This window comes from Polaribacter sp. ALD11 (assembly GCF_002831685.1).
Classification (GTDB): Bacteria; Bacteroidota; Bacteroidia; order Flavobacteriales; family Flavobacteriaceae; genus Polaribacter.
Genome location: NZ_CP025119.1, coordinates 1,820,001 through 1,844,414 on the forward strand (window position 1 = coordinate 1,820,001; position 24,414 = coordinate 1,844,414).

Here is a 24,414-nt window from a genome sequence, read left to right on the forward strand (position 1 = left end):
ACAACTAGTATCCATCGTTTACGGCGTGGACTACCAGGGTATCTAATCCTGTTCGCTCCCCACGCTTTCGTCCCTCAGCGTCAGTACATACGTAGTAGACTGCCTTCGCAATCGGTATTCTGTGTAATATCTATGCATTTCACCGCTACACTACACATTCTATCTACTTCCATATGACTCAAGTCAACCAGTATCAAAGGCAGTTCCATAGTTAAGCTATGGGATTTCACCTCTGACTTAATTGACCGCCTGCGGACCCTTTAAACCCAATGATTCCGGATAACGCTTGGACCCTCCGTATTACCGCGGCTGCTGGCACGGAGTTAGCCGGTCCTTATTCTTACAGTACCGTCAAGCTAGTATACATACTAGTGTTTCTTCCTGTATAAAAGTAGTTTACAACCCATAGGGCATTCTTCCTACACGCGGCATGGCTGGATCAGAGTCTCCTCCATTGTCCAATATTCCTCACTGCTGCCTCCCGTAGGAGTCTGGTCCGTGTCTCAGTACCAGTGTGGGGGATCTCCCTCTCAGGACCCCTACCTATCGATGTCTTGGTAAGCCGTTACCTTACCAACTAACTAATAGGACGCATAGCCATCTTTTACCGATAAATCTTTAATTAAAAAATCATGCGATCTCTCAATACTATGGGGCATTAATCTTCATTTCTAAAGGCTATTCCCCTGTAAAAGGTAGGTTCTATACGCGTTACGCACCCGTGCGCCGGTCGTCATCTGTAGCAAGCTACAATGTTACCCCTCGACTTGCATGTGTTAAGCCTGCCGCTAGCGTTCATCCTGAGCCAGGATCAAACTCTTCATTGTATATTTTAAATATGTTAATGAATAAGTTTCAAAAGAATTTACATTATTTAACTAATGTGGTTATTCTACTCTTTGTTTACGCTGTCAATTTCAATATTTTCAATGAACTTCTTTAGGGTATCGCACTCATGCATAAAAACACTCGTTGTAAATCCTAATTTGTAGAAACGTTAGAATCGAACTAACTGACAAGTCAATGCCATTACCAAAATCTCTTTGATCTTTTACTGTTTCGCTTAGCGGCTGCAAATATAAAACTTAATTTAAACCTGACAAGAAAAAATAAATGTTTTTTTCTCTTAACTAAAACAACTCTTTAACACCTTTTTAATCAGTAATTAAAGAATCTCCAAACAACCTATCAATGAACGAAACTAACAAAACACTATTGCTGTTAGCGGGTGCAAACTTACAATACATTTTTAATATCTCAACCATTTATTAACACTTATTTCTTGTTTATTTTACAATAAATAGATAAGAGTATTGTATTGAGTTATTTAAATACTATTTTAATTATTTATTACTTGCCTTTATCATTGATTCTCTTAAAATCTAATTGAAAAAATGTTTTTTAAATCTAAAAAGGAAACCTAGTAATAGATGAAGCACACTTAACTTGTATTAATTAAAACTCTAAAATATAATTTCTCTGGCAAAAATACGTGTTAGGGATTGAAACGGCATCCTTTTATGAAGTTATGAATAAAAGATATAGTGTAAAGCCCGACCTTTTTTTATTAATAAAGTTTTTAGATGTAACCTATGACTATTTAAAAAAAAGGAAACACACGAAAAAAACACTTCCTTATAATAAGTACATATATATATTGTGTGAAAAATTGTTTTCCAATATCTTTGCATACTCAAATATTAGACATTAAATGATTAAAATTACTTTACCTGACGGAACTATTAAGGAGTTTGCTATAAACAGTACTCCAATGGATGTTGCAAAAAGCATTAGTGAAGGATTTGCTAGAAACGTAATATCTGCAAATTTTAACGACGTAACTGTTGAAACCACCACTCCATTAACAACAGATGGTTCGTTAATTTTATATACGTTTAATGATGATGCCGGAAAGAAAGCATTCTGGCATTCTTCTGCACATGTTTTAGCGGAAGCTATTTTAAGTTTTTATCCGAAAGCAAAGTTAACGATTGGACCTGCTATTGATAATGGTTTCTATTATGATGTAGATTTAGGTGAAGACGTTATTTCTGACAAAGATTTTCCGGCTATTGAAAAGAAATTTTTAGAAATTGCTCGTGGAAAACATGAGTTTTCAATTAGATCTGTTTCTAAGGCTGATGCTTTATCTTTATATAAAGGGGAAAACAATGAATACAAGGTTGAGTTGATTGAAAACTTGACGGATGGAGAAATTACTTTTTGTGACCACAGTGACTTTACTGATTTATGTAGAGGAGGACACGTTCCTAACACAGGAATTATAAAAGCGATTAAAATAATGAGTGTTGCTGGTGCTTATTGGCGCGGTGATGAGAAGAATAATCAATTAACACGTGTTTACGGTATTAGTTTCCCGAAACAAAAGTTGCTAACTGAATATTTAGAGTTACTAGAAGAAGCAAAAAAACGTGATCATAGAAAACTTGGAAAAGAGTTAGAGTTATTTACTTTTTCTCAGAAAGTAGGTGCTGGTTTACCTTTATGGTTGCCAAAAGGTGCTGCTTTAAGAGGACGTTTAGAAGATTTCTTGAAGAAAGCTCAAAAAAAAGCGGGTTACGAAATGGTAATGACACCACATATTGGTCAGAAAGAATTATATGTTACTTCTGGACATTATGAAAAATATGGTGCAGACAGTTTTCAGTCGATAAAAACACCTAAGATGGATGAAGAGTTTTTATTGAAACCTATGAACTGCCCACATCACTGTGAAGTTTACAATTTTAAACCTTATTCTTACAAAGATTTACCAAAACGTTTTGCAGAATTTGGTACTGTTTATAGATATGAACAAAGTGGAGAACTGCACGGTTTAACACGTGTTAGAGGTTTTACACAAGATGATGCTCATATTTTCTGTACTCCAGAACAATTAGATCAGGAATTTAAAGACGTAATCGATTTAGTTTTATATGTTTTTAGTTCTTTAGGCTTTGAAGATTTTACGGCACAGGTTTCTGTTAGAGATAAAAACACCCCAGACAAGTATATAGGTGATACTGAGACTTGGGAAATTGCTGAAAATGCAATTATAAATGCTGCTACAGATAAAGGTTTAGATTTTGTGATTGAAGAAGGTGAAGCTGCCTTTTATGGACCGAAATTAGACTTCATGGTAAAAGACGCTTTAGGCAGAAGTTGGCAACTTGGAACGATACAAGTTGACTATAATTTACCTAAAAGATTCGATTTAACCTATAAAGGAGCAGATAATCAATTACACAGACCAGTAATGATTCATAGAGCACCATTTGGTTCTATGGAGCGCTTTATTGCGGTATTACTAGAACACACGGGAGGTAACTTCCCACTTTGGCTAACACCAGACCAAGTTATCTTGTTGCCAATCAGTGATAAATATCAAAAATATTCAGAAAAAGTTTTAGAATCGTTAGAAAATTCCGAAATTCGCGCCCTCGTAGACAACCGAAGTGAGAAAACTGGTCGTAAGATTAGAGATGCAGAAGTTAGTAAAACACCATTTATGGTTATTGTTGGTGAGAAAGAAGAACAAGATGGCACAGTTTCTGTAAGAAGACATGGTGAAGGAGATATTGGCACATTTACAATTGAAGAATTTATTTCTTTAATTAAAACCGAAGAAAGCAAAACATTGAAGAAATTTTAATTAATTTTGAATTTCTAAAAGAAAAGATAAAAAGGTTGAAAAACAACCATAAGTCAAACTTAAAATATATAGGTCATAGCAATACGTAGAAGCAGGTCGAGAAGACCGTTAAGAGTAATCAAAGAAGATCAACATAGGATTAATGAAAAAATAAAATATGTTGACGAAGTTCGTCTTGTGGGCGATAATGTAGAAGTAGGGGTATACAAATTAGACAAAGCTAAAGAGTTAGCCACTGAGCAGGAATTAGATTTGGTAGAGATTTCACCCAAAGCGAAACCACCTGTTTGTAAAATTATTGATTACAAGAAATTCTTGTATGAGCAAAAGAAGCGTGAAAAATCTTTAAAATCTAAGGCAACGAAAGTTACTGTTAAAGAAATACGTTTTGGGCCTCAGACAGATGAGCATGATTATGAATTTAAGAAGAAACATGCTCTTAAGTTTTTACAAGAAGGAGCTAAGTTAAAAGCATTTGTATTCTTTAAAGGGCGTTCTATTATTTTTAAAGAACAAGGACAAATTTTATTATTAAAGTTAGCCCAAGAACTAGAAGAATACGGTAAGGTAGAACAGCTACCAAAATTAGAGGGTAAACGTATGATTATGTTTATTGCTCCTAAAAAAGTGAAATAACAATCTTATAAGCAAGATAAAAACGAAGGAGAGATGCCTAAAATGAAAACCAAATCTAGCGCCAAAAAACGATTTAAAGTTACTGGTACTGGAAAAATCAAAAGAAAGCACGCGTTTAAAAGTCACATCTTAACAAAGAAGTCTAAAAAACGTAAATTAAGGTTAACTCACGATGGTTTAGTACATAAATCGGACAAGTCTAACATTATGCAACAATTAAACTTGAAATAAGTTTAATAAGGGAATTTAATTATTAACCATGGAGTTAGGCCAAAAATAAAAAGTATTCTTAATTGAATCGCCTACTACAAAACACATTGAAATTATGCCAAGATCAGTAAATTCAGTAGCCTCAAGAAAAAGAAGAAAAAAAATCTTGAAGGCAGCAAAAGGTTACTTTGGACGTAGAAAAAACGTTTACACAGTAGCAAAAAATGCGGTTGAAAAAGGAATGCTTTATGCATACCGTGACCGTAAAAACAATAAGAGAAACTTTCGTTCTTTATGGATTGTGCGTATTAACGCTGCAGCTCGTTTACACGGAATGTCTTACTCTCAGTTTATGGGAAAAGTGAAAGCTAACCAAATCGAATTAAACCGTAAGGTTTTAGCTGATTTAGCTGTTAACAACCCAGACGCTTTTAAGGCAGTTGTAGAAAAAATTAAATAAATATAAATTACTTGCTTATAATAAAAACCCAAACAAATACGTTTGGGTTTTTTTATTACTTTTATTCTATTAAAAAATTTATAAAATGAGATTACATATATTAACTTTTGCAACATTTTTACTAGTATCAATTTCTTTTGCCCAAGAAACAGTAATTGAAGATGCCTCTCTTAGTGGACAATTTGATAAAATATATAGAACATCAACTAGCTATCAAAAATATAAAGTAATTGGGAAAGAAAAGTTTTTAAACCTAAAACAACAAGTTTTAGACTCTTTAAAAACTTCTAAAAGCTTGTTAACAGAAAAAAATAATATTCTAAAAGCAGAAAGAGAGAATATTAAGAAAACGGAAGTCATCCTTAATAAAACGAAATTAGATTTAGAAGCTGCAATTCAAAAAGAAGATTCAATTTCTTTATTTGGTCTACAAATAAGTAAAACAATTTATAATCTTATCTTATGGACTATAGTTCTATTCTTATTATTAGCATTGCTTTATTTTATTTTTAAATTTTCTAGAAATAACATCCTAACAAAAAAAGCTCAAAATAATTTACAAGATGTTGAATACGAATATGAGCAACATAGAAAAAAAACGATAGAAAGAGAGCAGAAACTAAGAAGAGAATTGCAAGATGAAATTAATAAACAAAGAAATTAATAAACAATAGACCTATTTCTTATGAAAAGGTAAATTTTATTTAACTTTTATCACGTTCTATTAAACTTATATTAATAATTTACATCGTTTCCTTTAGTCAAAAAATATTTTGTAGTTTTATAAACTAACTATCTAATTACAAATATTGAATATACTACATATAAGTGCGGAATGTTTTCCCATAGCCAAAATTGGTGGACTTGCAGATGTTGTTGGAGCACTTCCTAAATACCAAAAAAAATTAGGCACTACTAGTAACGTGGTAATGCCTTACTATGATAATAAATTTACAGAAAGTAATAGCTTTGAAAAAATTTATGAAAACTATATAGCACTTGGCCATGAGTACTTTCATTTTAAAGTACTCAAACTAACAAGCAACCAATTAGGTTTTGATCTTTTCTGTATTGATGTGCCAGATTTACTATTTAAAGACTATGTTTATTCTAATGATGATACAGCACGTTTTTTAGCTTTTCAAATTGCAACTTTAGATTGGTTGTTAACTTTTGAAGAAAAACCAGATATCATTCATACACATGATCATCATACAGGTTTAATTCCTTTTATGATGTCTCATAGTTTTAAATATGAAACTTTAAAAGATATCCCTACAGTCTTAACTATCCATAATGCACAATATCAAGGGTGGTTTTCTCATGAAAAAACACACCTAATTCCTCCTTTTAACTTTGAAAAGGTAGGGTTATTAGATTGGGACAGTAATATAAACTCATTAGCAGCTGCTATAAAGTGTGCTTGGAAAGTAACAACAGTTTCTCCTTCTTATATGGAAGAATTAAAGTTACAAGCTAATGGATTGGAAAATTTACTAAACCATGAAAGTGCAAAATGTATTGGAATTTTAAATGGGATAGATTGGACCGTTTGGAATACTGAAACAGATGAGAAACTAATAAAAAACTACACAACATCTAACGTTATTTCAGGTAAGACAGCGAACAAGAAATGGTTATGTAAAGAATTTAAACTAGATATTAAAAAACCTCTTTTTGTTTTCATTGGAAGACTAGTTGGTGAAAAAGGCGCAGATTTATTCCCTAAAATTTTTAAGGAAGCACTTGCGGAAAATACTATTTCCATCCTTTTGTTAGGTTCTGGGCACAAAGAAACTGAAGAAGCACTAACGGCTATACCAAAAGAAAACTTTAATACATTTATTGGGTATAATGAAAAACTAGCACATATTATTTATGCTGGTGCAGATTTTCTATTAATGCCTTCTCGAGTAGAACCTTGTGGCTTAAATCAAATGTATTCTTTGCGTTACGGTACAGTACCCGTTGTAAATGCTATTGGAGGTTTAAAGGACACCGTTATAGATATTGATAAAGAAGATGGTTTTGGTATTGTTCATAACGGAGTTACTGTCGAAAAAGTAACAAAAGCTATAACAAGAGCTACTGAATATTATTCCGACGAAAAAGCATTCAATAAAAACCTTAAAAACATAATGAAAATTGACCATTCTTGGAATAATTCTGCGCAAGAATATGTAAACTTATATAAATCTCTAAAAAATTAATTATGATAAATGACAAAGTGCTTGGTATTATTTTAGGTGGTGGACAAGGGTCTCGGTTGTATCCGTTAACAAAAGATAGATCTAAACCAGCAGTTCCAATTGCAGGAAAGTATAGATTGGTAGATATCCCTATTTCTAATTGTATTAATTCAGGCATTAAAAGAATGTATGTATTAACTCAGTTTAATTCCGCTTCTTTAAATGCTCATATCAAAAACACTTATCATTTTAGTTTTTTTAGTTCTGCTTTTGTAGATGTATTGGCAGCAGAACAAACCATACAAAGCGACAAATGGTTTCAAGGAACTGCAGATGCTGTAAGACAGAGTATGCATCACTTTTTGCAACACGATTTTGAGTATGCTTTAATTTTATCTGGAGACCAGTTGTACAACATGGACTTTAAAGATATGATTAAAAAACACAAGAAAAGTGGCGCTAAAATTTCTATAGCTACCTATCCTGTAAATGCAAAAGATGCAACTTCATTTGGTTTATTAAAAACAGATGATAATAATATAATTACATCTTTTATTGAAAAACCTGCAGCAGATTTATTACCAGATTGGACTTCAGATGTGAGTGACGAGATGAAAAGTGAAGGAAGAAATTATTTAGCTTCTATGGGAATTTACATTTTTAACCGAGACTTACTGGTTGAATTAATGGCAAACCCTGATACCATTGATTTTGGTAAAGAAATCATTCCGCAAGCTATAGGAGAACACAAAACAATGAGCTACCCATATGAAGGTTATTGGACAGATATTGGAAACATCGATTCTTTCTTTGAAGCTAACTTAGGGCTAACAGATGATTTACCTAAGTTTAATTTGTATGATAAAAACAGAGTGTACACAAGAGCTCGTATTCTACCAACATCAAAAATTTCTAATACGATTCTAAATAAAACCATTATTGCAGACGGTTGTATTATAAATGCAGAAAAAATAGAGAGATCTGTCATAGGTATTCGTTCTAGAATTGGTAAAGAAACTATTGTAACTAAAACTTACATGATGGGTAACGACTTTTATGAATCTTTAGAAGATATTAAGAGTAAAAAAATAGAAAATCAACTTGGTATTGGAGATCGATGCTTTATCAACAATTGTATTATTGATAAAAATTGTAGAATTGGAGACGATACCAGAATTAACGGAGGTTTACATTTAAAAGATATTGAAACAGATACATATCTAGTAAAAGATGGTATTGTAGTTCTAAAAAAAGGAGCCATAATTCCTAAAGGAACTATCATTTAGAATCTATTTAATTTTCAATTAAAAACCAATACATGTCTAAGGTTATAGCGCATAGTTTATTTACAGATTTCGATATTAGCTTATTTAAAGCTGGTAAACATTACAAATTATATGATAAATTTGGGGCTCATATTACAACAAAAAAAGGTATAGAGGGTACTTATTTTGCTGTTTGGGCACCCAATGCTAGAAAAGTTTCTGTAATTGGAGATTTTAATTATTGGAATGATAAAGAACATCAATTAAATGTAAGGTGGGATTCTAGCGGAATTTGGGAAGGTTTTATTCCTTATGCAGGAAAAGGCAACACTTACAAGTATAAAATAGAAAGCAGTAGTGATGGTATTATCACAGAAAAAGCAGATCCTTATGCGCGAAGATGTGAGCACCCTCCAAAAACAGCTTCTATAATTTGGGAAGATAATTATTCTTGGAAAGATAAAAAATGGATGAAAGAGCGCAAAAAGCACAATGCTTTAGATGCACCTTACTCCGTTTATGAAGTCCATTTAGGTTCTTGGAAACAAAAAGTAGAAGAAAATAGGTTTATGAGCTACACAGAATTAGCTGATGAACTTGTAAATTATGTTGCAGAAATGAATTTTACGCACGTAGAGTTCATGCCAATAATGGAATTTCCTTACGACCCGAGTTGGGGGTATCAATTAACGGGCTACTTTGCTCCTACTTCACGTTTCGGTTACCCAGATGAGTTTAAGTTTTTAGTTGATAAATTCCACGAGAAAGGAATTGGCGTTCTTTTAGATTGGGTTCCATCTCATTTTCCATCAGACGCTCATGGTTTAGGTAATTTTGATGGTTCTAGTTTGTATGAACACCCAGATCCTAGAAAAGGATATCATCAAGATTGGAAAAGTCTTATTTTTAATTATGGTAGAAACGAAGTGAAATCGTTTTTAATAAGTAACGCTATTTTCTGGTTAGAACAATACCATGCAGATGGTTTGCGTGTAGATGCTGTAGCGTCTATGTTATTTTTAGATTATTCTAGAAAAGAAGGCGAATGGGAACCAAATGAATTTGGAGGAAGAGAAAATTTAGAAGCAATTTCTTTTATTAAAGAAATGAATGAAGCTGTTTACAAAAACTTTCCAGATGTACAAACCATTGCAGAAGAATCTACTTCTTTTCCGCAAGTATCTAGTCCTGTTTTTTCTGGCGGATTAGGGTTTGGAATGAAATGGATGATGGGTTGGATGCACGATACGCTAGACTATTTTGCTAAAGAAACTATTTATAGAAAACACCATCAAAATGAATTAACATTTAGTTTAAATTATGCTTTTACAGAAAACTTTATGCTGCCTTTATCTCATGATGAAGTAGTGTATGGTAAAAAAGCAATCGTAGAAAAAATGCCTGGAGATGAATGGCAAAAATTCGCAAATTTAAGATTGTTATATAGTTTTATGTACACGCATCCTGGAACAAAATTATTATTTCAAGGAAATGAGTTTGGACAAACAAGTGAATGGAATTTTCAGCAAAGTTTAGATTGGCATTTGCTAGAATATGATGTTCATAAAGGCGCTCAAAACTTAGTAAGAGATTTAAACAAATTTTATAAAAAAGAAAGTGCATTATATCAAAAGCAGTTTTCTCATGAAGGTTTTGAGTGGATAGATCATGGAGACCATGAAAATTCTATAATGACGTATATTAGAAAAGGAAATAATGAAAAAGACAATCTAGTAATTGTTTTAAATTTAACTCCTGTCCCTAGAGAAAATTATAGAATAGGTTTACCAAAAACTGGTGTTTTAAAAGAAGTTTTTAATAGTGATGCCTCCAAGTACAATGGAACAGGTAATTTTAAAAATAAAAAACTAAACTCTGAAGACAAAAAATGGAATAATAGAGAAAATTCTATAGAATTAAACCTACCTCCGTTGGGTATGCTTGCTTATAAGTATAAATAATATTTAATAAGAGGTCCTCTTTTTTATTTTTACTGCAATTCTAATAAAAGAAGAGGACTATTCTTTAAAATTTTACAAAAAAAGATCTTTTTTAAGATTATAGAAAACCTTTAATGGACCTCTTAAAATAAATCATATTTCTTTAATTTTTTAATAAATAAGTAATATTTTAGACTCTAAAAAGAGCTAAAACGTTGTCGTAAAAAAATAATATTAAATATAATTGTCAAACGAACTTTCACGTTTTTTGTAAGTCAAAATAAACAACCAAAATTATGATTGTTAATACAGAATTAGAACAGAAAGGAAATTTATTTCCTTCAGAAATTATAGAATATAATAAAGATGTAGATACACTACATTTTTTTACAAAAAACGGAGTTGTATTACAAATAACGGTTGTAAGAGATAGTGTTATCCGTTTTAGATATAGTACAACAGGTAAATTTGAAAATGATTTTTCTTATGGAATTACCAAACATGCAAGCAGAGGATATAGTTTTTTAGATATATCTGAAGATGAAATTCACTATATAATTACTACTTCTAAATTAATTTGCAAGGTAGAAAAGCGAAGCTTACAAGTAAGTTTATTTGATGCTATTGACTTAAAATTGATTAATGAAGACGAAATTGGTTTTCATTGGGAAGAAAGTTATGAGTATGGTGGTGACATTGTAAAAATGAGTAAAGCTTGCCAGAAAGCAGAAAGTTTTTATGGCTTAGGAGACAAACCTGTAGACGTAAACTTAAAAGGAAAGCGTTTCGAGAATTGGGCAACAGATTCATATGCTTTTGGTAAAAACACAGACCCTATTTATAAGGCAATTCCTTTTTATACTGCTATACAAAACAATAAAGCGTATGGTATTTTCTTTGACAATACCTTTAAATCTCATTTCGATTTTGCACATGAAAGAAGAAATGTAGCTAGTTTTTGGGCACAAGGAGGTGAAATGAATTATTATTTTATTTACGGACCACAAATGGAAGATGTAGTTAAGAACTATACTGATTTAACAGGTAAACCTCATACTTTACCTCCATTATGGGCTTTAGGTTTTCATCAATGTAAATGGAGTTATTACCCAGAGAGTAACGTAAAAGAAATTACAAAAACATTTAGAGATTTAAAAATTCCTTGTGATGCGATCTATTTAGATATTGACTATATGGATGGTTTTCGTTGTTTTACTTGGGATAAAAAACACTTTCCCGACCCGAAAAGAATGGTGAAAGAACTGGAAGATGATGGTTTTAAAACTGTAGTAATTATAGATCCAGGAATTAAAATAGATTTAGAATACGATGTTTTTAAAGAGGCCCTAGACAAAGATTACTTCTGTAAACGTGCAGATGGGCCTTATATGAAAGGTAAGGTTTGGCCTGGAGAATGTTATTTTCCAGATTACACAAAACCAGAAGTTAGAGAATGGTGGGCTGGCTTATTTAAAGAACTAATTGAAGATATTGGTGTAAAAGGTGTGTGGAATGACATGAACGAACCAGCAGTAATGGACGTTCCTAACAAGTCTTTTCCAGATGATGTGCGTCATGATTATGATGGTAATCCTTGTTCTCACAGAAAAGCACACAATATTTATGGAACACAAATGGCACGTGCAACCTATCATGGTTTAAAGAAATATGCATATCCGAAAAGACCTTTTGTAATTACAAGATCTGCTTATTCTGGTGCACAACGCTATACCTCTACCTGGATGGGAGACAACGTTGCAACTTGGGAACATTTGGCAATAGCTAATAACCAAGCACAGAGAATGTCTATGTCTGGTTTTTCTTTTGCAGGATCTGATATTGGTGGTTTTGCAGAACAACCACAAGGAGAATTATTTGCCCGTTGGATTCAATTAGGAATCTTCCATGCTTTTTGTAGAGTACATTCTTCTGGTGATCATGGCAATCAAGAACCTTGGGTTTTTGGTGAAGAAATTACAGATATCGTAAGAAAGTTTGTTGAATTAAGATATCAACTTTTACCTTATTTATATACTGCATTTTGGCAATATATAAATGAAGGAACTCCAATTTTAAAATCGTTGGTTTTATATGATCAAGAAGATACTGCAACACATTATAGAAGTGATGAATTTGTATACGGAGAACAAATTTTAGTTTGCCCAATAATAGAACCAAATGCAAAAGGAAGAAGAATGTATATTCCTAAAGGTAAATGGTACAATTTCTGGACAGATGAAGTAGTTGAAGGTGGAAAAGAAATGTGGGTCGATGCAGAAATAGACAGCATTCCGCTATTTATTAAAGAAGGTGCTGTAATTCCGAAATATCCTGTTCAACAATATGTTGATGAAAAGAACTTTGATAAGATTACTTTAGATGTTTATTATAAAGAAGGTAAAGAATCTTCAAAATTATATGATGACGCTCATGATGGTTATGATTATAAGAAAGGAAGATTTAGTTTACGAACCTTCAAAGTAACAGGAAAAAAAGAAGAATTAATTTTACAACAACACAAACGCGGAGACTTTAGCGCAAATTACAGTAAGTTCATTATTGTATTTCATAATTTACCGTTCAAAATCACCTCAATTCAGATAGATAATGTAGCCATCGAGTTAGAGAATGTAAATTCTTCTAAAACACAAGCTATCACTATCGATAAAGAGTTTACAGAATTGCATTTATTCGGAAAATAATTTAGGTAGTATCCCTGAATTCAGGGATACCTATCCCTGAATTCAGGGATACCAAAATTATACTGTTTTCAGGGATTGTGAGATACTTTTATCTACTATATATTTGTAGTGTTAGTAAATCTGATTTCCCCCAAATTGTATAATTTAATTAAGATTTACTAACAAAAATTTATTTAACAAAAAAGCGATTAAAAGTTCCCTAAAACTTTAATCGCTTTTCTTATTTTTAAAACTGTAATCAATTCAATTTTAAAATTTTTTCTTTTTCATTTCTATTTTCATTTCTATTTTCCTTTCTCTTGCAGTGTTTCAAATTCTTTTTCTTTACTTGTATTTTTATATGCAATTGCGATAACAGCAATTTCTAAAAGAAGCAAAGCTATTTTGGCTTTTTTACTTTTTATTAAAGCAGATGTTATTCCTAATAATTTTGTTGCTATCATAATTGTGTGTTTTTTATTGATTCAAAGATACTTTCACAACACAACTTGTATTAATTCATTTCATTTAAAAAAGAACTCAAATAAAAAAAGCCTCAGAAAAATTCTGAAGCTTTTTATATACTTAAAAATGACAACTGCTATATACCGTCGTTCAAACTTTTTAATTTTTCTGTATTTTCTGCCAACATTAATTCATCTATAATTTTCTGAATATCCCCATTCATAATATTAGGTAAGTCATATAATGACAACCCTATTCTATGATCTGTAACACGTCCTTGTGCATAATTATAGGTTCTAATCTTTGCACTTCTATCACCAGAAGAAACCATAGAGCCACGCTTTAAAGCATCTTCTGCATTTTTCTTTGCTAGTTCCATGTCATATAAACGAGAACGTAAAACTTTAAATGCTTTTTCCTTATTCTTATGCTGAGATTTTTGATCTTGACACTGCGCAACCAAACCAGTAGGTAAATGCGTTAAACGAACAGCTGAATAGGTTGTATTTACAGATTGACCTCCAGGACCAGAAGAACAGAAAAAATCGATTCTTACTTCTTTGGGATTAATCTCTACATCAAATTCTTCCGCTTCCGGAAAAACCATACAAGTTGCTGCAGAAGTATGCACACGACCTTGAGTTTCTGTTTGCGGAACTCTTTGTACACGATGCACACCAGCTTCAAACTTTAAGATTCCGTAAACGTCTGCACCATTTACTTCAAACTGAATTTCTTTAAAACCACCATTTGTACCTTCAGAATAATCTACTGTAGAAACTTTCCATCCTTTGCTTTCACAATATTTAGAATACATTCTAAACAAATCTCCAGCAAAAATACTTGCTTCATCTCCTCCTGCTCCTGCACGTAATTCTACTACAGCATTCTTAGAATCTTCTGGATCTTTCGGTATTAATAAAAACTTTATTTCATCTTCTAATTGAGGAATTCTAGTATTGGCTTCATCTATCTCCATCTTCGCCATTTCTGTCATTTCCGCATCAGAACCATCAGAAATAATTTCTTTCGCTTCTTCGATGTTGTCCATTAAGGCTTGATATTCATCACCTTTTTCAACAACACTACCTAAATCTTTATATTCTTTCATCAATTGCGCATAACGCTTTTGATCCATGATAATCTCTGGCTGAATAATTAAATCTGAGACCTCATCATAACGTTGTTTAACAATTCTTAATTTATCTAACATCTTCTACTCTTTTCTTGGATTGCGAATTTACAATATTTATCGGAAAGTTAAATGTTTCGTTTTGAGTATATTTGAAGAAAACAAACTGAAACCTATGAAACCTTTTATAAGTATTTTTTGCTTTTTATTGATAATATCTTGTAATCCAATAGATACAAAACCTCAAAAACCTTCTTTTATACTAGGAAAATGGATTAGAACAAATGACAAACCAGGTAATAAAACGTATGAAACTTGGAACAATAGTTTTACTGGTTTAGGAATTACATTAAAAGAAAAGGATACCATCTTTAAAGAAAGACTAAGTATTATTTCTATAAACGACACATTAAACTTGAAGGTTGAAGGTGCAAACGAAACGCCTACCTTATTTAAATTTACCCAACAAACAGACACTTCTTTTGTTTGTGAAAACGCTAAAAATGAATTCCCCAAAAAAATAACATACTTTTTAGAGGATGAAAAATTAAAAGCAATTGTTTCTAATTCAGATTTTAAAATTGATTTTGTTTTTGAGAGATTAAATTAAGTAAATATTATCTACTAAGAATTAAATAACAACATAATACCCGATAAAAACAACAACCCTAAAACTCCGTTCTTTAACACTACTTCGTTTATTTTAGCGTACGCCTTTTTCCCTAGGTAGATTGCTAGTATAAAAAAAGGCATTAAATACAATGAATAATGCACTTGTTCCATTTTTAAAATACCTGTTGTGTAAAGTGTAGGTATTCTAATGGCTGTAATTAAACCTAAAACACCAAACATGGTAGCTCTAAAAGTTTTCATTGTTACAGATGAATTCTTAACAACAATAACATATAAAGGACCGCCTGTTGAAAATAATCCGGAAAAAAAACCACCTGCAAGTCCCAATAAAAATTCTAGTTTTGGTTTTTTAAAGACTTTATCTTTTGCGTAAATGGTATACACCACATACAGTAAGATAAAAATACCTAAAGCCTTTTTTAGAAAAAAAGGTTTTCCTTGTGTTAAAACCCAGACACCTAGACCAACTCCTAAAATAGTGGCAATACTAAGCTTTAGAATAATTTTTCTATCGATATTTCTCCACTCTTGAGAAATTAAATAAATACTCGAAAAAAGATAAAATATAGAAATGTAAGCAATGGCATCCTGCAAACCAAGAACCAGCAATAAAATAGGCAATGCAATTAAAGCTCCTGCAAAACCTGTTAATGTTTGAAAAAAGAAACCAAGAAAAATACCTAAACCAACAACCAGTAAAATTGAAATACTCATTCTTTAAAATATTTGTATTATTAAAGGCTCAAAATTATCTATATATACACAATATGTAAAATTGATTCAACTAATAAAATACATTCATTTTGATAATAAAATGTATTTTTACATATAAAACAATTGAATCGATGATAGATAGTATTGACAACAAAATAATCAATGAATTAAAACTAAATTCTAGAACTTCTTTTGCCGATATTGGTAGAAAAATACACCTTTCACCCTCTTCTGTAAGAGAGCGTGTTCAAAAATTAGAAGATGCCCAAGTTATTAAAGCATATTCATTACATGTAGATTACTCTAAACTAGGTTTCGGATTAGAGGTGATTATTATTCTCAAATTATTTAGCGGAAAAATAAAATTATTTATTGCAGATGTGAATCAGTTTTCAGAAATAAAAGAGGCTTACAGAATTACCGGTTCTCAAAATATACATATCCGTGCCGTTTTAAAAGATCAACTTCACTTGCAACAATTTATAGATACGTTGATTAATTACGGAGACACAATGACACATCTTATTTTATCAGAAATAAAAAAAGACAAAAGTCTTTGATGGATTTAAAATTAATTGAAAATTGAACGTTCTAAGTTTGAAAACGTTAACTTCGTTATTGTCTGATAAGATGAATTAAAATACACTATATCAACAAAGTACTCTGTAATTTAAAACCTACCATTATGAAAACAAAAAGCTACGATACCGTTACTGAAGCAATGTCTGATCTTAAAAAACTTGGTTATACTATTGATTTTTCTATTTTACCAGACAAGGAATGTCTTGTTTGTAGTTTCACAGCAACTGAATTGTCGCCAGAGGATTTTGAAATAGATCATTTTTACAGGTTTGAAGGAGACAGCGATCCTGGAGATGAAATGATTGTTTACGCAATTTCTTCCATTAAAAATAATTTGAAGGGAATTGTTGTAAACGCATACGGAATTTACGAAGACAGTGCATCTTCAGCAATCGTAAAAAGGTTAAATATGCATCCGAAACAATAAGTTAGTTTCAGTATAAAATGGGACATTATGTAAAAAATGACTTATTAAATATTGATTGTTCTAATGATGATTCTAGTATTCATTTTCTTTTGATAGCGTAAATTAGTTAAGATTGTTTCTAAACCTAAAAGTAATTAACTTCGTTTTCATCTGACATAATTAGTTAAAAATCGCCATATTGTAAAAAATGTAGCATATTAAAACTGAATACAAAATGAAAAATATACTTATTGATTTTATCTTCTTTATTTCTATTTTATACTTTAAATAATAAAATTAAGTCTGAACCAAATTTTGTTGATTTAAAACAAAAAAAAGATTCTTTAATAATTTACGGAAAAATTAAAGATAATGTTAGTGATTCATTTAAATATGCAAAGGTTGAAATTCAGAGTTCAAAGCAGAAAATAAAAGTAAGTAAAAAAGGAAGCTATGAAATAAATGTAACTGAACTTTTCAATAAAAAAAATGAATTAATCCTTAAGTTTTCTTTTTTAGGATACAAGACTGAAAAAAGAAAGGTTAACAAAGAATTATTCAAGATGAATAATATGCTTGAAATAAACATTCGACTTAAAGAAAATAACATAGTGATTGAGTGTCCTACGGGAAAATAAACTTGCTATGGCAGTGTATCTAAAAAATTATTTCTTAAATAAACACCAAACTTCCCATACAAAAACACAATAATTAAAATTTCAAAAAAAATGCCAAAAACTTTTAAAACTTTTGGCATTTTTAACTTCTCTATTAAAAGTTTATCCACATTTAGAAGAACCACAATCTTTACACGTTAAACAGCCTTCTTGATAAATTAAATTTGTAGAATCGCAGTTTTCACAACTATGTCCTTTTACTTCCGTACCATCTTCCACATAACGTTTTAATGCACGTTGCACTCCGTTTTTCCACGTACTTATAGATTCTGAATCAAATTGTAAACTTTGTATCAACTCTACAATTTTATCAATTGGCATTCCATGACGTATGGTTCCTGAAATTAGTTTGGCATAATTCCAGAATTCAGGATTAAACTTGTGAGACAATCCTTCTATCGTTGTTTTATAACCTCTTTTATTTTTATATTGAAAATCGTAACGCGAAGACCCGTCTTCATTTCTATTTTTAATAATCAATCCTTTTTCTACCCAACGCGGAATTAAAATTCCATCTTCATCATCTAACAATCCCGTGAAAATTTCATAGGGCCTGTCATCAACCAAACCTACAAAAGCAATCCATTTTTCTTTCTGATTCTGAAAACGAACCACATCTGCTGCTATCGATTGCGGACGTTTTTGTGAAAAACTATTCTCTTTTGTTTTCTCTTCTTTCTTGTCTTCCGCAGAAATTAAGACGCCAGAACGCGAACCATCTCTATAAACAGTAACGCCTTTACAACCAACTTCCCAGGCTTTTAAATACAATTTCCCTACCAATTCTTCTGTAGCATCATTCGGTAAATTAACGGTAACACTAATAGAATGATCTACCCATTTCTGAATTGCGCCCTGCATTCTTACTTTACTGTCCCAATCAATATCATTAGAAGTCGCTTTATAGTATGGCGATTTTTTTACTAATTCGTTGATTTCTTCTTGTGTAAAATTCTTTGAAGAGTCGATGTTATTTACATCCATCCATTGTTTAAAACGATGGTGAAAAACAACATATTCCTCCCAAGAATCTCCTACCTCATCTACAAAATCTACTCGGGTATTTTTATCATTAGGGTTCACCTTTTTCCTACGCTTGTACACCGGCATAAAAACGGGCTCAATTCCCGATGACGTTTGTGTCATTAAACTAGTTGTTCCTGTAGGCGCAATCGTTAGCAAAGCTATATTTCTACGTCCATATTTTAACATTTCAGCATACAATTTGCTGTCTGCTTCTTTAATTCTTAAAATAAACGGATTGTCTTTTTCTCTATCTGCATCAAAAATAGCAAATGCACCTCTTTCTTTTGCCAAATTCACCGAAGCTCTATAGGTTTCTATTCCTAAAACTTTATGTACTTCCGTAGAAAAAGTATTTCCTTCTTCGCTTCCGTAACGAATACCTAAAGCAGCCAACATATCTCCTTCCGCAGTAATTCCTATTCCTGTTCTTCTTCCTTCAAAAGCCTTTTGTTTAATGTTTAACCAAAGATTTTTCTCTGTAGCTTTTACATCCTCTCCTTCTGGATCTGCTTCTATTTTTGCTAAAATTCCATCAATTTTTTCTAGTTCTAAATCGATAATGTCATCCATCATTCTTTGTGCAATAACAATGTGTTTTTTGAACAAATCGAAATTGAATATTGCTTTGTCTGTAAACGGATTTTCTACATAAGAAAATAAGTTTATGGCTAATAAGCGACAAGAATCATACGGACATAAAGGAATCTCGCCACAAGGATTTGTAGAAACTGTTTTATAGCCTAAATCTGCGTAACAATCTGGTACTGATTCATTGATAATAGTGTCCCAGAATAAAATTCCTGGTTCTGCAGATTTCCATGCGTTGTGTACAATTTTATCCCAAATTTTAGTTGCTGCTATTTCTTTGGTATATACTGGGTTTTCACTATTAATAGGATATTTCTGTGTATACTTTCCATCAGCTTTTACAGCTTTCATAAAATCATCATCTATTCTCACAGAAACATTTGCTCCCGTCACTTTTCCTTGTTCTAATTTTGCATCAATAAAATCTTCTGCATCTGGGTGATTAATAGCAACAGACAACATCAACGCTCCTCTTCTTCCGTCTTGTGCAACTTCTCTGGTTGAATTTGAATAACGTTCCATAAAAGGAACAATTCCTGTAGATGTTAATGCTGAATTTTTAACAGGAGAACCTTTTGGACGAATGTGGGATAAATCATGACCAACACCTCCTCTACGTTTCATTAATTGTACTTGTTCTTGGTCAATTTTCATGATGCCTCCGTAAGAATCCGATTCGCCATCATTACCAATTACAAAACAATTAGACAAAGACGCAATTTGAAAAGGGTTTCCAATTCCCGCCATCGGACTTCCTTGGGGAACAATATATTTGAAATCTTTAATAGCCTCAAAAACTTCTGACTCCGTTAAAGGATTCTCATATACCTGCTCTACTCTTGCAATTTCGGAAGCAATTCTTTGATGCATTTCATCAGGTGTGCTTTCGTAAATAGTATCGTTAGAATCTTTTAAAGCATATTTATTTAACCACACACTAGCGGCTAATTCATCACCTTTAAAGTAGTTAAGTGCAGCTTTTAAAGCCTCGTCTCTAGAATATGTTTTACGGGGAATATTTCCTGTTTGCAATTTCATTATATGTAGGTAATTTAAGATGATTTATGAAGAAATAAATATCCTACAAAGATACAAACTAAAGAATGATAATTGTCATTAAGTTTTCCCCAAAAACAACTTAACTACTGAATTACAACTACTTAAAACTTATGAACACGGAGAAGTTAACAAATAATTTATTTTTTTTTGAATTATAAACCATTAAATAAGACTACTTATTATCAGCATTTTAAAATTGATTTCATGAGGTTTATAGTCGAATTAAATAGCTCATTAAATTAAGAAAACATAGGTAAATAATACCTTATCTATGAGACTGCACAAAACCATCTTTTAAACTGCGGGAAGCCGTAATAATAATTGCTTTTTGTTTTGTATTTTTATAGGATATATGAATTAGGATAAGAAAAGTTTTTATTCTGATATATGGTGTTGTGCTTTAATGCAAGAGCAAGTTTACGGAATTAGTTATTTAAAAATAAAAAAGAGTCAATCTCTGTACAAATTTTCAACTTATTATAAGAAATATAATAATTTAAATTACGTCTGAACAAGCCGAAAAAAGACATAAAAATGAAGTAGGCAAAATTTTACAATATTTATAAATGAAGAAAATTATTTTAGTTATGTTAGTTGCTACGGCATTCACATCTTGTAAAACATCAAGCTTGTATAGCGGTGGTTATCAACAACAAAACCAAACTCAAACAGTTTTATCAAGTTCAAATTTTAACGTATTAGGTAGTTTTACTGGGACGGCTACTGAAAAAATATTGACTGGAAACATAACAAATAAAGAAGGTATCATCTCTCAAGCTAAAGCAAAAATGCTTGAAAATGCAAAATCGGCTGGGATAGAATTAATTGGAAGTAGAGCCCTTGTTAATGTATCTGTTGATTTGATAGAAACTAAAAAAAGAATTTCAGCAACTATGACAGCAGAAATAATTGAATTTAAGTAAAAAATAGCAGGGTGGTTTTAAAATCACCCTGTTTATAAAATAAGCAAGCACTAAAAGCTAACACCGTGTATAATTAATGGCTGGTTCTTGCCTACTTACGAAAATCCTCGCGGATTTTCTATTCAGTTTTTATTTGCTTAATTAGGTGCTTAAATACGCCAATAATCATACACATTGTATTTAATGCACAAAAAAAATCGTAGTTTTAAACCAGAAAAATAAAGCTTGAAAAACAGAAACATAAAAACAATAAAATATGAACTTTTTAGAAATTACATTATCAAACAGAACAATGTTAATACTTGGAGCATTGTTAGGAATAGCAATTATATTTATAACTTTTCTAATTGCAAAACGTTACAATAAAAAAACGAATGCAATAAAATAAGAACAATTCTGAATTCAAATAAATGAATTGAACTAAAAGTTGAATTTAACAAGTTTCGGAATTGCTCACTCAAAATCTGAATTTAAAAAATATCGCCGAATTTAAAAATAATCAAACAAAGAAAAAATTCTTTATAATTACAACATTAATTCTTGTCATTGCAGAAGTTGGTTCATCTTTCATAACAGGAATATTATTTCCTTTTACAAATAAATTAGAATATTAAACATAATTTCTGAATTAATAATTCAACAAAAAAGGAAAATGGAACAACCAGAAAAGCACTAAAAGCCAACATCGTGTATTAAAAATTGCTAAATTAGTGCTTAACGAAAAGCAGTTGCATTTTTTCTCACTTCACTTTTCCTACGGAAAATAGCCGATCATAAAAATCGCAACTATCAATACACAATAACGTTGGTAAAAACACCTAAGTGAGCCTGAAAAATAGATTTCTTATTCTTATGAATGACTGCCCCGTCCTAAAATTAACAACAAAAAGATCATGAATAAAACCCTAAAGAAAACTTGTAGCCTCCTTATACTCTCCTTTGTTCTATTCAGTTGTGATAGTAATCAAAAGAATACTGATTTTGAAATAAAACAAGGAGATTTACTGTTTCAAAATACTGGAACAGGCGAAATAGATAATGCGATTAAAGATGTAACCGCAACTTCATTTTCTAAAAACTATTCGCATGTTGGAATGGCAATGCAAAAAGATGGAAAATGGTTTGTAGTAGAGGCGATTCCGAAAAAAGGAATTTGCCAAACACCTTTAATAGAGTTTCTGAACAGAAATAAGAATAAATTCAACAAATCTCAAACCACGGTTGCAAGATTAGATAGCTATTACCAACCTTATATTTCTAAAGCAATAGCGTATGGAATCGAAAGAATAAATACGCCTTATGATGATATTTTTTTATGGGATGACGCTTCTTATTATTGCTCCGAATTAGTTTATAAAATGTTTTCTTCTCAAGATTTACCTACAGATTCTATTCCTTTTCTTACGCACCCAATGACATTTAACGACAGCACAGGAAACCCAATGCCTAGTTGGGTAACTTATTACGAAACACGCAACCAGCCAATTCCTGAGGGAATTGAAGGAACAAATCCTAACTTAATGGCCAGCAGTCCTCATATTAAATTTGTGCATGATTATGAAAATGAATAAAAGGCAAACTACTGACAAAATTCGCTAATTTAATCCTGTACTAACCATAGTCAAGAAGTTTAAAAAAACCAAAATTAGACATAAAAAAACTCCAAATACTTTTAAAAGCATTTGGAGTTTTTAGTCTTATAATCGTTCTATTTAATGAAGTCTATTCTATTTTAATACTCAAAAACACCAAACCCACTTTTAATAGTAAGTTTCTTCGTATCTGAAGCTTCTACGCGGCCTACAATTTTCGCATCCACGTTAAAAGATTTAGAAATAGCAATGATATCCTCTGCAATTTCTGGAGAAACATAAATTTCCATTCTATGCCCACAGTTAAATACCTGATACATTTCTTTCCAATCTGTATTCGATTGTTCTTGTATCAATTTAAACAATGGTGGAACTTCGAACATATTGTCTTTTACAATATGTAAATTATCTATAAAATGTAAAATTTTTGTTTGCGCGCCACCAGAACAATGAATCATTCCGTGCACAGTTTCTGAATTAAATTCAGATACTATTTTCTTAATTATTGGTGCATACGTTCTAGTTGGAGACAGCACTAATTTACCAGCATCTATAGGAGAGTTCTCTACTTTGTCCGTCAGTTTTATATTACCAGAATACACTAAATCTTCAGGTACAGCAGCATCAAAACTTTCTGGATATTTTTCTGCTAAATATTTATGAAAAACATCGTGTCTTGCAGAAGTTAATCCGTTAGACCCCATTCCTCCATTATATTCAGTTTCATAACTTGCTTGTCCGAAAGACTCTAAACCAACAATTACATCACCAGCTTTTATATTTGCATTGTCTATAACATCTGTACGTTTCATTCTTGCAGTAACAGTAGAATCTACAATTATGGTTCTAACTAAATCGCCAACATCGGCAGTTTCTCCTCCCGTGGAATGAATGGTTACACCAAAACCTTTTAAGTCTTCAATTAATTCTTCTGTACCATTTATAATTGCTGATAAAACTTCACCAGGAATTTTGCTTTTGTTTCTACCAATAGTAGAAGATAACATAATATTATCGGTTGCACCAACACACAAAAGATCATCAATATTCATGATTAACGCATCTTGTGCAATGCCTTTCCAAACAGAAATGTCGCCTGTTTCTTTCCAATACATGTATGCTAAAGAAGACTTTGTTCCTGCACCATCTGCATGCATTATTAAACAATAATCTGCATCATTTGTTAAATAATCTGGTACAATTTTACAGAATGCCTTCGGAAATAAACCTTTGTCTATATTCTTAATTGCATTGTGTACATCTTCTTTTGATGCTGAAACGCCTCTTTGCGCGTATCTTTTAGAAACTTCTTGACTCATGTTGTTGTGTTGTGAACTGCAAATTTAGTCTTTTGATTAAAAAAAAACGATAGAAAATAAAATGAATTTCAGATAATACTACGAACCACTTAGAGACGTTAGAAAACATAGAATTATTTACAAAAAACCTTCAGGGTTTTGAAACCTGAAGGTTCTGAAAATTCTATTTATGGCTTTTATTAATTTCCTTTTTAGACTTGCTTTACGCGTTAGGGATTGAACGACTTGTTTGAGCTCTTTTTGGTTTGATTGCAATGAAAACCAA

At 31.4% G+C, this 24,414-nt stretch carries 21 protein-coding genes and 1 rRNA gene (1 of these 22 cut by a window edge); 16 read left to right on the plus strand and 6 right to left on the minus strand.

Features of this window, described 5'->3' with window-relative positions; genetic code table 11:
• Window positions 1-827, minus strand: a 16S ribosomal RNA gene (locus tag CW731_RS08130); it reaches 693 nt to the left of the window's first position.
• Between the two features lie 884 nt (window positions 828-1,711).
• Between CW731_RS08130 and thrS the strand changes: the two genes are divergently transcribed.
• The 9 genes from thrS to CW731_RS08175 all read left to right on the plus strand — a co-directional run bounded on the left by thrS (window position 1,712) and on the right by CW731_RS08175 (window position 13,054).
• A complete protein-coding gene (gene thrS, locus CW731_RS08135) occupies window positions 1,712-3,652 on the plus strand; it encodes a threonine--tRNA ligase (RefSeq protein ID WP_100946250.1) in 1,941 nt (646 codons plus the stop codon).
• Between the two features lie 117 nt (window positions 3,653-3,769).
• Window positions 3,770-4,288 carry a translation initiation factor IF-3 gene (gene infC, locus CW731_RS08140; protein ID WP_100946251.1) on the plus strand — a complete coding sequence of 173 codons (519 nt, stop codon included), beginning with the start codon at window positions 3,770-3,772 and terminating at the stop codon, window positions 4,286-4,288.
• 33 nt (window positions 4,289-4,321) lie between these two features.
• Window positions 4,322-4,519, plus strand: a complete 198-nt coding sequence (gene rpmI, locus CW731_RS08145; RefSeq protein WP_100946252.1) for a 50S ribosomal protein L35 — start codon at window positions 4,322-4,324, stop codon at window positions 4,517-4,519.
• Window positions 4,520-4,613: 94 nt separating this feature from the next.
• A complete protein-coding gene (gene rplT / locus CW731_RS08150) occupies window positions 4,614-4,958 on the plus strand; it encodes a 50S ribosomal protein L20 (RefSeq protein ID WP_068450935.1) in 345 nt (114 codons plus the stop codon).
• Between the two features lie 85 nt (window positions 4,959-5,043).
• Window positions 5,044-5,622, plus strand: coding sequence for a hypothetical protein (locus CW731_RS08155; RefSeq protein ID WP_100946253.1), 579 nt, complete (start codon window positions 5,044-5,046; stop codon window positions 5,620-5,622).
• 145 nt (window positions 5,623-5,767) lie between these two features.
• Complete coding sequence (locus tag CW731_RS08160; protein ID WP_100946254.1) at window positions 5,768-7,168, plus strand: glycogen synthase; 1,401 nt, start codon at window positions 5,768-5,770, stop codon at window positions 7,166-7,168.
• A gap of 2 nt (window positions 7,169-7,170) precedes the next feature.
• Complete coding sequence (locus tag CW731_RS08165) at window positions 7,171-8,433, plus strand: glucose-1-phosphate adenylyltransferase (RefSeq protein WP_100946255.1); 1,263 nt, start codon at window positions 7,171-7,173, stop codon at window positions 8,431-8,433.
• 32 nt (window positions 8,434-8,465) lie between these two features.
• A complete protein-coding gene (gene glgB / locus CW731_RS08170) occupies window positions 8,466-10,373 on the plus strand; it encodes a 1,4-alpha-glucan branching protein GlgB (RefSeq protein ID WP_100946256.1) in 1,908 nt (635 codons plus the stop codon).
• A gap of 275 nt (window positions 10,374-10,648) precedes the next feature.
• On the plus strand, window positions 10,649-13,054 hold the full coding sequence (locus tag CW731_RS08175; RefSeq protein ID WP_100946257.1) for a glycoside hydrolase family 31 protein: 2,406 nt from the start codon (window positions 10,649-10,651) through the stop codon (window positions 13,052-13,054).
• 284 nt (window positions 13,055-13,338) lie between these two features.
• Here CW731_RS08175 and CW731_RS15580 read toward each other — a convergent pair whose 3' ends face one another.
• A complete protein-coding gene (locus CW731_RS15580; RefSeq protein ID WP_157812210.1) occupies window positions 13,339-13,497 on the minus strand; it encodes a hypothetical protein in 159 nt (52 codons plus the stop codon).
• A 137-nt stretch (window positions 13,498-13,634) separates the two neighbouring features.
• A complete protein-coding gene (prfA, locus tag CW731_RS08180) occupies window positions 13,635-14,711 on the minus strand; it encodes a peptide chain release factor 1 (protein WP_100946258.1) in 1,077 nt (358 codons plus the stop codon).
• Window positions 14,712-14,805: 94 nt separating this feature from the next.
• On the opposite strand from prfA, the gene CW731_RS08185 reads away from it, so the two are divergent.
• Window positions 14,806-15,240, plus strand: coding sequence for a hypothetical protein (locus CW731_RS08185; RefSeq protein WP_100946259.1), 435 nt, complete (start codon window positions 14,806-14,808; stop codon window positions 15,238-15,240).
• Window positions 15,241-15,254: 14 nt separating this feature from the next.
• On the opposite strand, the gene CW731_RS08190 is transcribed toward CW731_RS08185, so the two are convergent.
• Complete coding sequence (locus tag CW731_RS08190; RefSeq protein WP_100946260.1) at window positions 15,255-15,977, minus strand: sulfite exporter TauE/SafE family protein; 723 nt, start codon at window positions 15,975-15,977, stop codon at window positions 15,255-15,257.
• Between the two features lie 131 nt (window positions 15,978-16,108).
• Between CW731_RS08190 and CW731_RS08195 the strand changes: the two genes are divergently transcribed.
• From CW731_RS08195 to CW731_RS08205, 3 genes are all read left to right on the plus strand, one after another.
• Entirely contained in the window at window positions 16,109-16,537 is a 429-nt protein-coding gene (locus CW731_RS08195; RefSeq protein WP_100946261.1) for an Lrp/AsnC family transcriptional regulator, read from the plus strand.
• A 125-nt stretch (window positions 16,538-16,662) separates the two neighbouring features.
• Entirely contained in the window at window positions 16,663-16,986 is a 324-nt protein-coding gene (locus CW731_RS08200) for a phosphoribosylpyrophosphate synthetase (protein ID WP_100946262.1), read from the plus strand.
• A gap of 230 nt (window positions 16,987-17,216) precedes the next feature.
• Window positions 17,217-17,603, plus strand: a complete 387-nt coding sequence (locus tag CW731_RS08205; RefSeq protein ID WP_100946263.1) for a carboxypeptidase-like regulatory domain-containing protein — start codon at window positions 17,217-17,219, stop codon at window positions 17,601-17,603.
• 141 nt (window positions 17,604-17,744) lie between these two features.
• Here the strand turns inward: CW731_RS08205 and CW731_RS08210 are convergent, their stop codons facing one another.
• Window positions 17,745-20,294 (minus strand): adenosylcobalamin-dependent ribonucleoside-diphosphate reductase, encoded by a 2,550-nt coding sequence (locus tag CW731_RS08210; RefSeq protein WP_100946264.1) that lies wholly within the window; start codon window positions 20,292-20,294, stop codon window positions 17,745-17,747.
• 587 nt (window positions 20,295-20,881) lie between these two features.
• Between CW731_RS08210 and CW731_RS08215 the strand changes: the two genes are divergently transcribed.
• From CW731_RS08215 to CW731_RS08220, 3 genes are all read left to right on the plus strand, one after another.
• Window positions 20,882-21,238, plus strand: a complete 357-nt coding sequence (locus CW731_RS08215) for a DUF6567 family protein (RefSeq protein ID WP_100946265.1) — start codon at window positions 20,882-20,884, stop codon at window positions 21,236-21,238.
• Between the two features lie 256 nt (window positions 21,239-21,494).
• On the plus strand, window positions 21,495-21,626 hold the full coding sequence (locus tag CW731_RS15880; RefSeq protein WP_302849625.1) for a hypothetical protein: 132 nt from the start codon (window positions 21,495-21,497) through the stop codon (window positions 21,624-21,626).
• Between the two features lie 505 nt (window positions 21,627-22,131).
• On the plus strand, window positions 22,132-22,809 hold the full coding sequence (locus tag CW731_RS08220) for a YiiX/YebB-like N1pC/P60 family cysteine hydrolase (protein ID WP_232734651.1): 678 nt from the start codon (window positions 22,132-22,134) through the stop codon (window positions 22,807-22,809).
• A gap of 161 nt (window positions 22,810-22,970) precedes the next feature.
• Here CW731_RS08220 and CW731_RS08225 read toward each other — a convergent pair whose 3' ends face one another.
• Complete coding sequence (locus CW731_RS08225) at window positions 22,971-24,149, minus strand: AIR synthase related protein (protein ID WP_100946267.1); 1,179 nt, start codon at window positions 24,147-24,149, stop codon at window positions 22,971-22,973.
• Window positions 24,150-24,414 lie beyond the last annotated feature (265 nt).

Excerpts from the sequence above, each read along its gene's own strand:
- CW731_RS08210 (WP_100946264.1), bottom strand. The coding sequence starts at position 20,294 with ATGAAATTGCAAACAGGAAATATTCCCCGTAAAACATATTCTAGAGAC.
- CW731_RS08215 (WP_100946265.1), top strand. The coding sequence starts at position 20,882 with ATGAAGAAAATTATTTTAGTTATGTTAGTTGCTACGGCATTCACATCT.
- CW731_RS08225 (WP_100946267.1), bottom strand. The coding sequence starts at position 24,149 with ATGAGTCAAGAAGTTTCTAAAAGATACGCGCAAAGAGGCGTTTCAGCA.
- rpmI (WP_100946252.1), top strand. The coding sequence starts at position 4,322 with ATGCCTAAAATGAAAACCAAATCTAGCGCCAAAAAACGATTTAAAGTT.
- CW731_RS08155 (WP_100946253.1), top strand. The coding sequence starts at position 5,044 with ATGAGATTACATATATTAACTTTTGCAACATTTTTACTAGTATCAATT.
- CW731_RS15580 (WP_157812210.1), bottom strand. The coding sequence starts at position 13,497 with ATGATAGCAACAAAATTATTAGGAATAACATCTGCTTTAATAAAAAGT.
- thrS (WP_100946250.1), top strand. The coding sequence starts at position 1,712 with ATGATTAAAATTACTTTACCTGACGGAACTATTAAGGAGTTTGCTATA.
- CW731_RS08220 (WP_232734651.1), top strand. The coding sequence starts at position 22,132 with ATGAATAAAACCCTAAAGAAAACTTGTAGCCTCCTTATACTCTCCTTT.
- CW731_RS08200 (WP_100946262.1), top strand. The coding sequence starts at position 16,663 with ATGAAAACAAAAAGCTACGATACCGTTACTGAAGCAATGTCTGATCTT.
- prfA (WP_100946258.1), bottom strand. The coding sequence starts at position 14,711 with ATGTTAGATAAATTAAGAATTGTTAAACAACGTTATGATGAGGTCTCA.
- CW731_RS15880 (WP_302849625.1), top strand. The coding sequence starts at position 21,495 with ATGAACTTTTTAGAAATTACATTATCAAACAGAACAATGTTAATACTT.
- rplT (WP_068450935.1), top strand. The coding sequence starts at position 4,614 with ATGCCAAGATCAGTAAATTCAGTAGCCTCAAGAAAAAGAAGAAAAAAA.
- CW731_RS08195 (WP_100946261.1), top strand. The coding sequence starts at position 16,109 with ATGATAGATAGTATTGACAACAAAATAATCAATGAATTAAAACTAAAT.
- CW731_RS08175 (WP_100946257.1), top strand. The coding sequence starts at position 10,649 with ATGATTGTTAATACAGAATTAGAACAGAAAGGAAATTTATTTCCTTCA.
- CW731_RS08185 (WP_100946259.1), top strand. The coding sequence starts at position 14,806 with ATGAAACCTTTTATAAGTATTTTTTGCTTTTTATTGATAATATCTTGT.
- CW731_RS08190 (WP_100946260.1), bottom strand. The coding sequence starts at position 15,977 with ATGAGTATTTCAATTTTACTGGTTGTTGGTTTAGGTATTTTTCTTGGT.
- CW731_RS08165 (WP_100946255.1), top strand. The coding sequence starts at position 7,171 with ATGATAAATGACAAAGTGCTTGGTATTATTTTAGGTGGTGGACAAGGG.
- glgB (WP_100946256.1), top strand. The coding sequence starts at position 8,466 with ATGTCTAAGGTTATAGCGCATAGTTTATTTACAGATTTCGATATTAGC.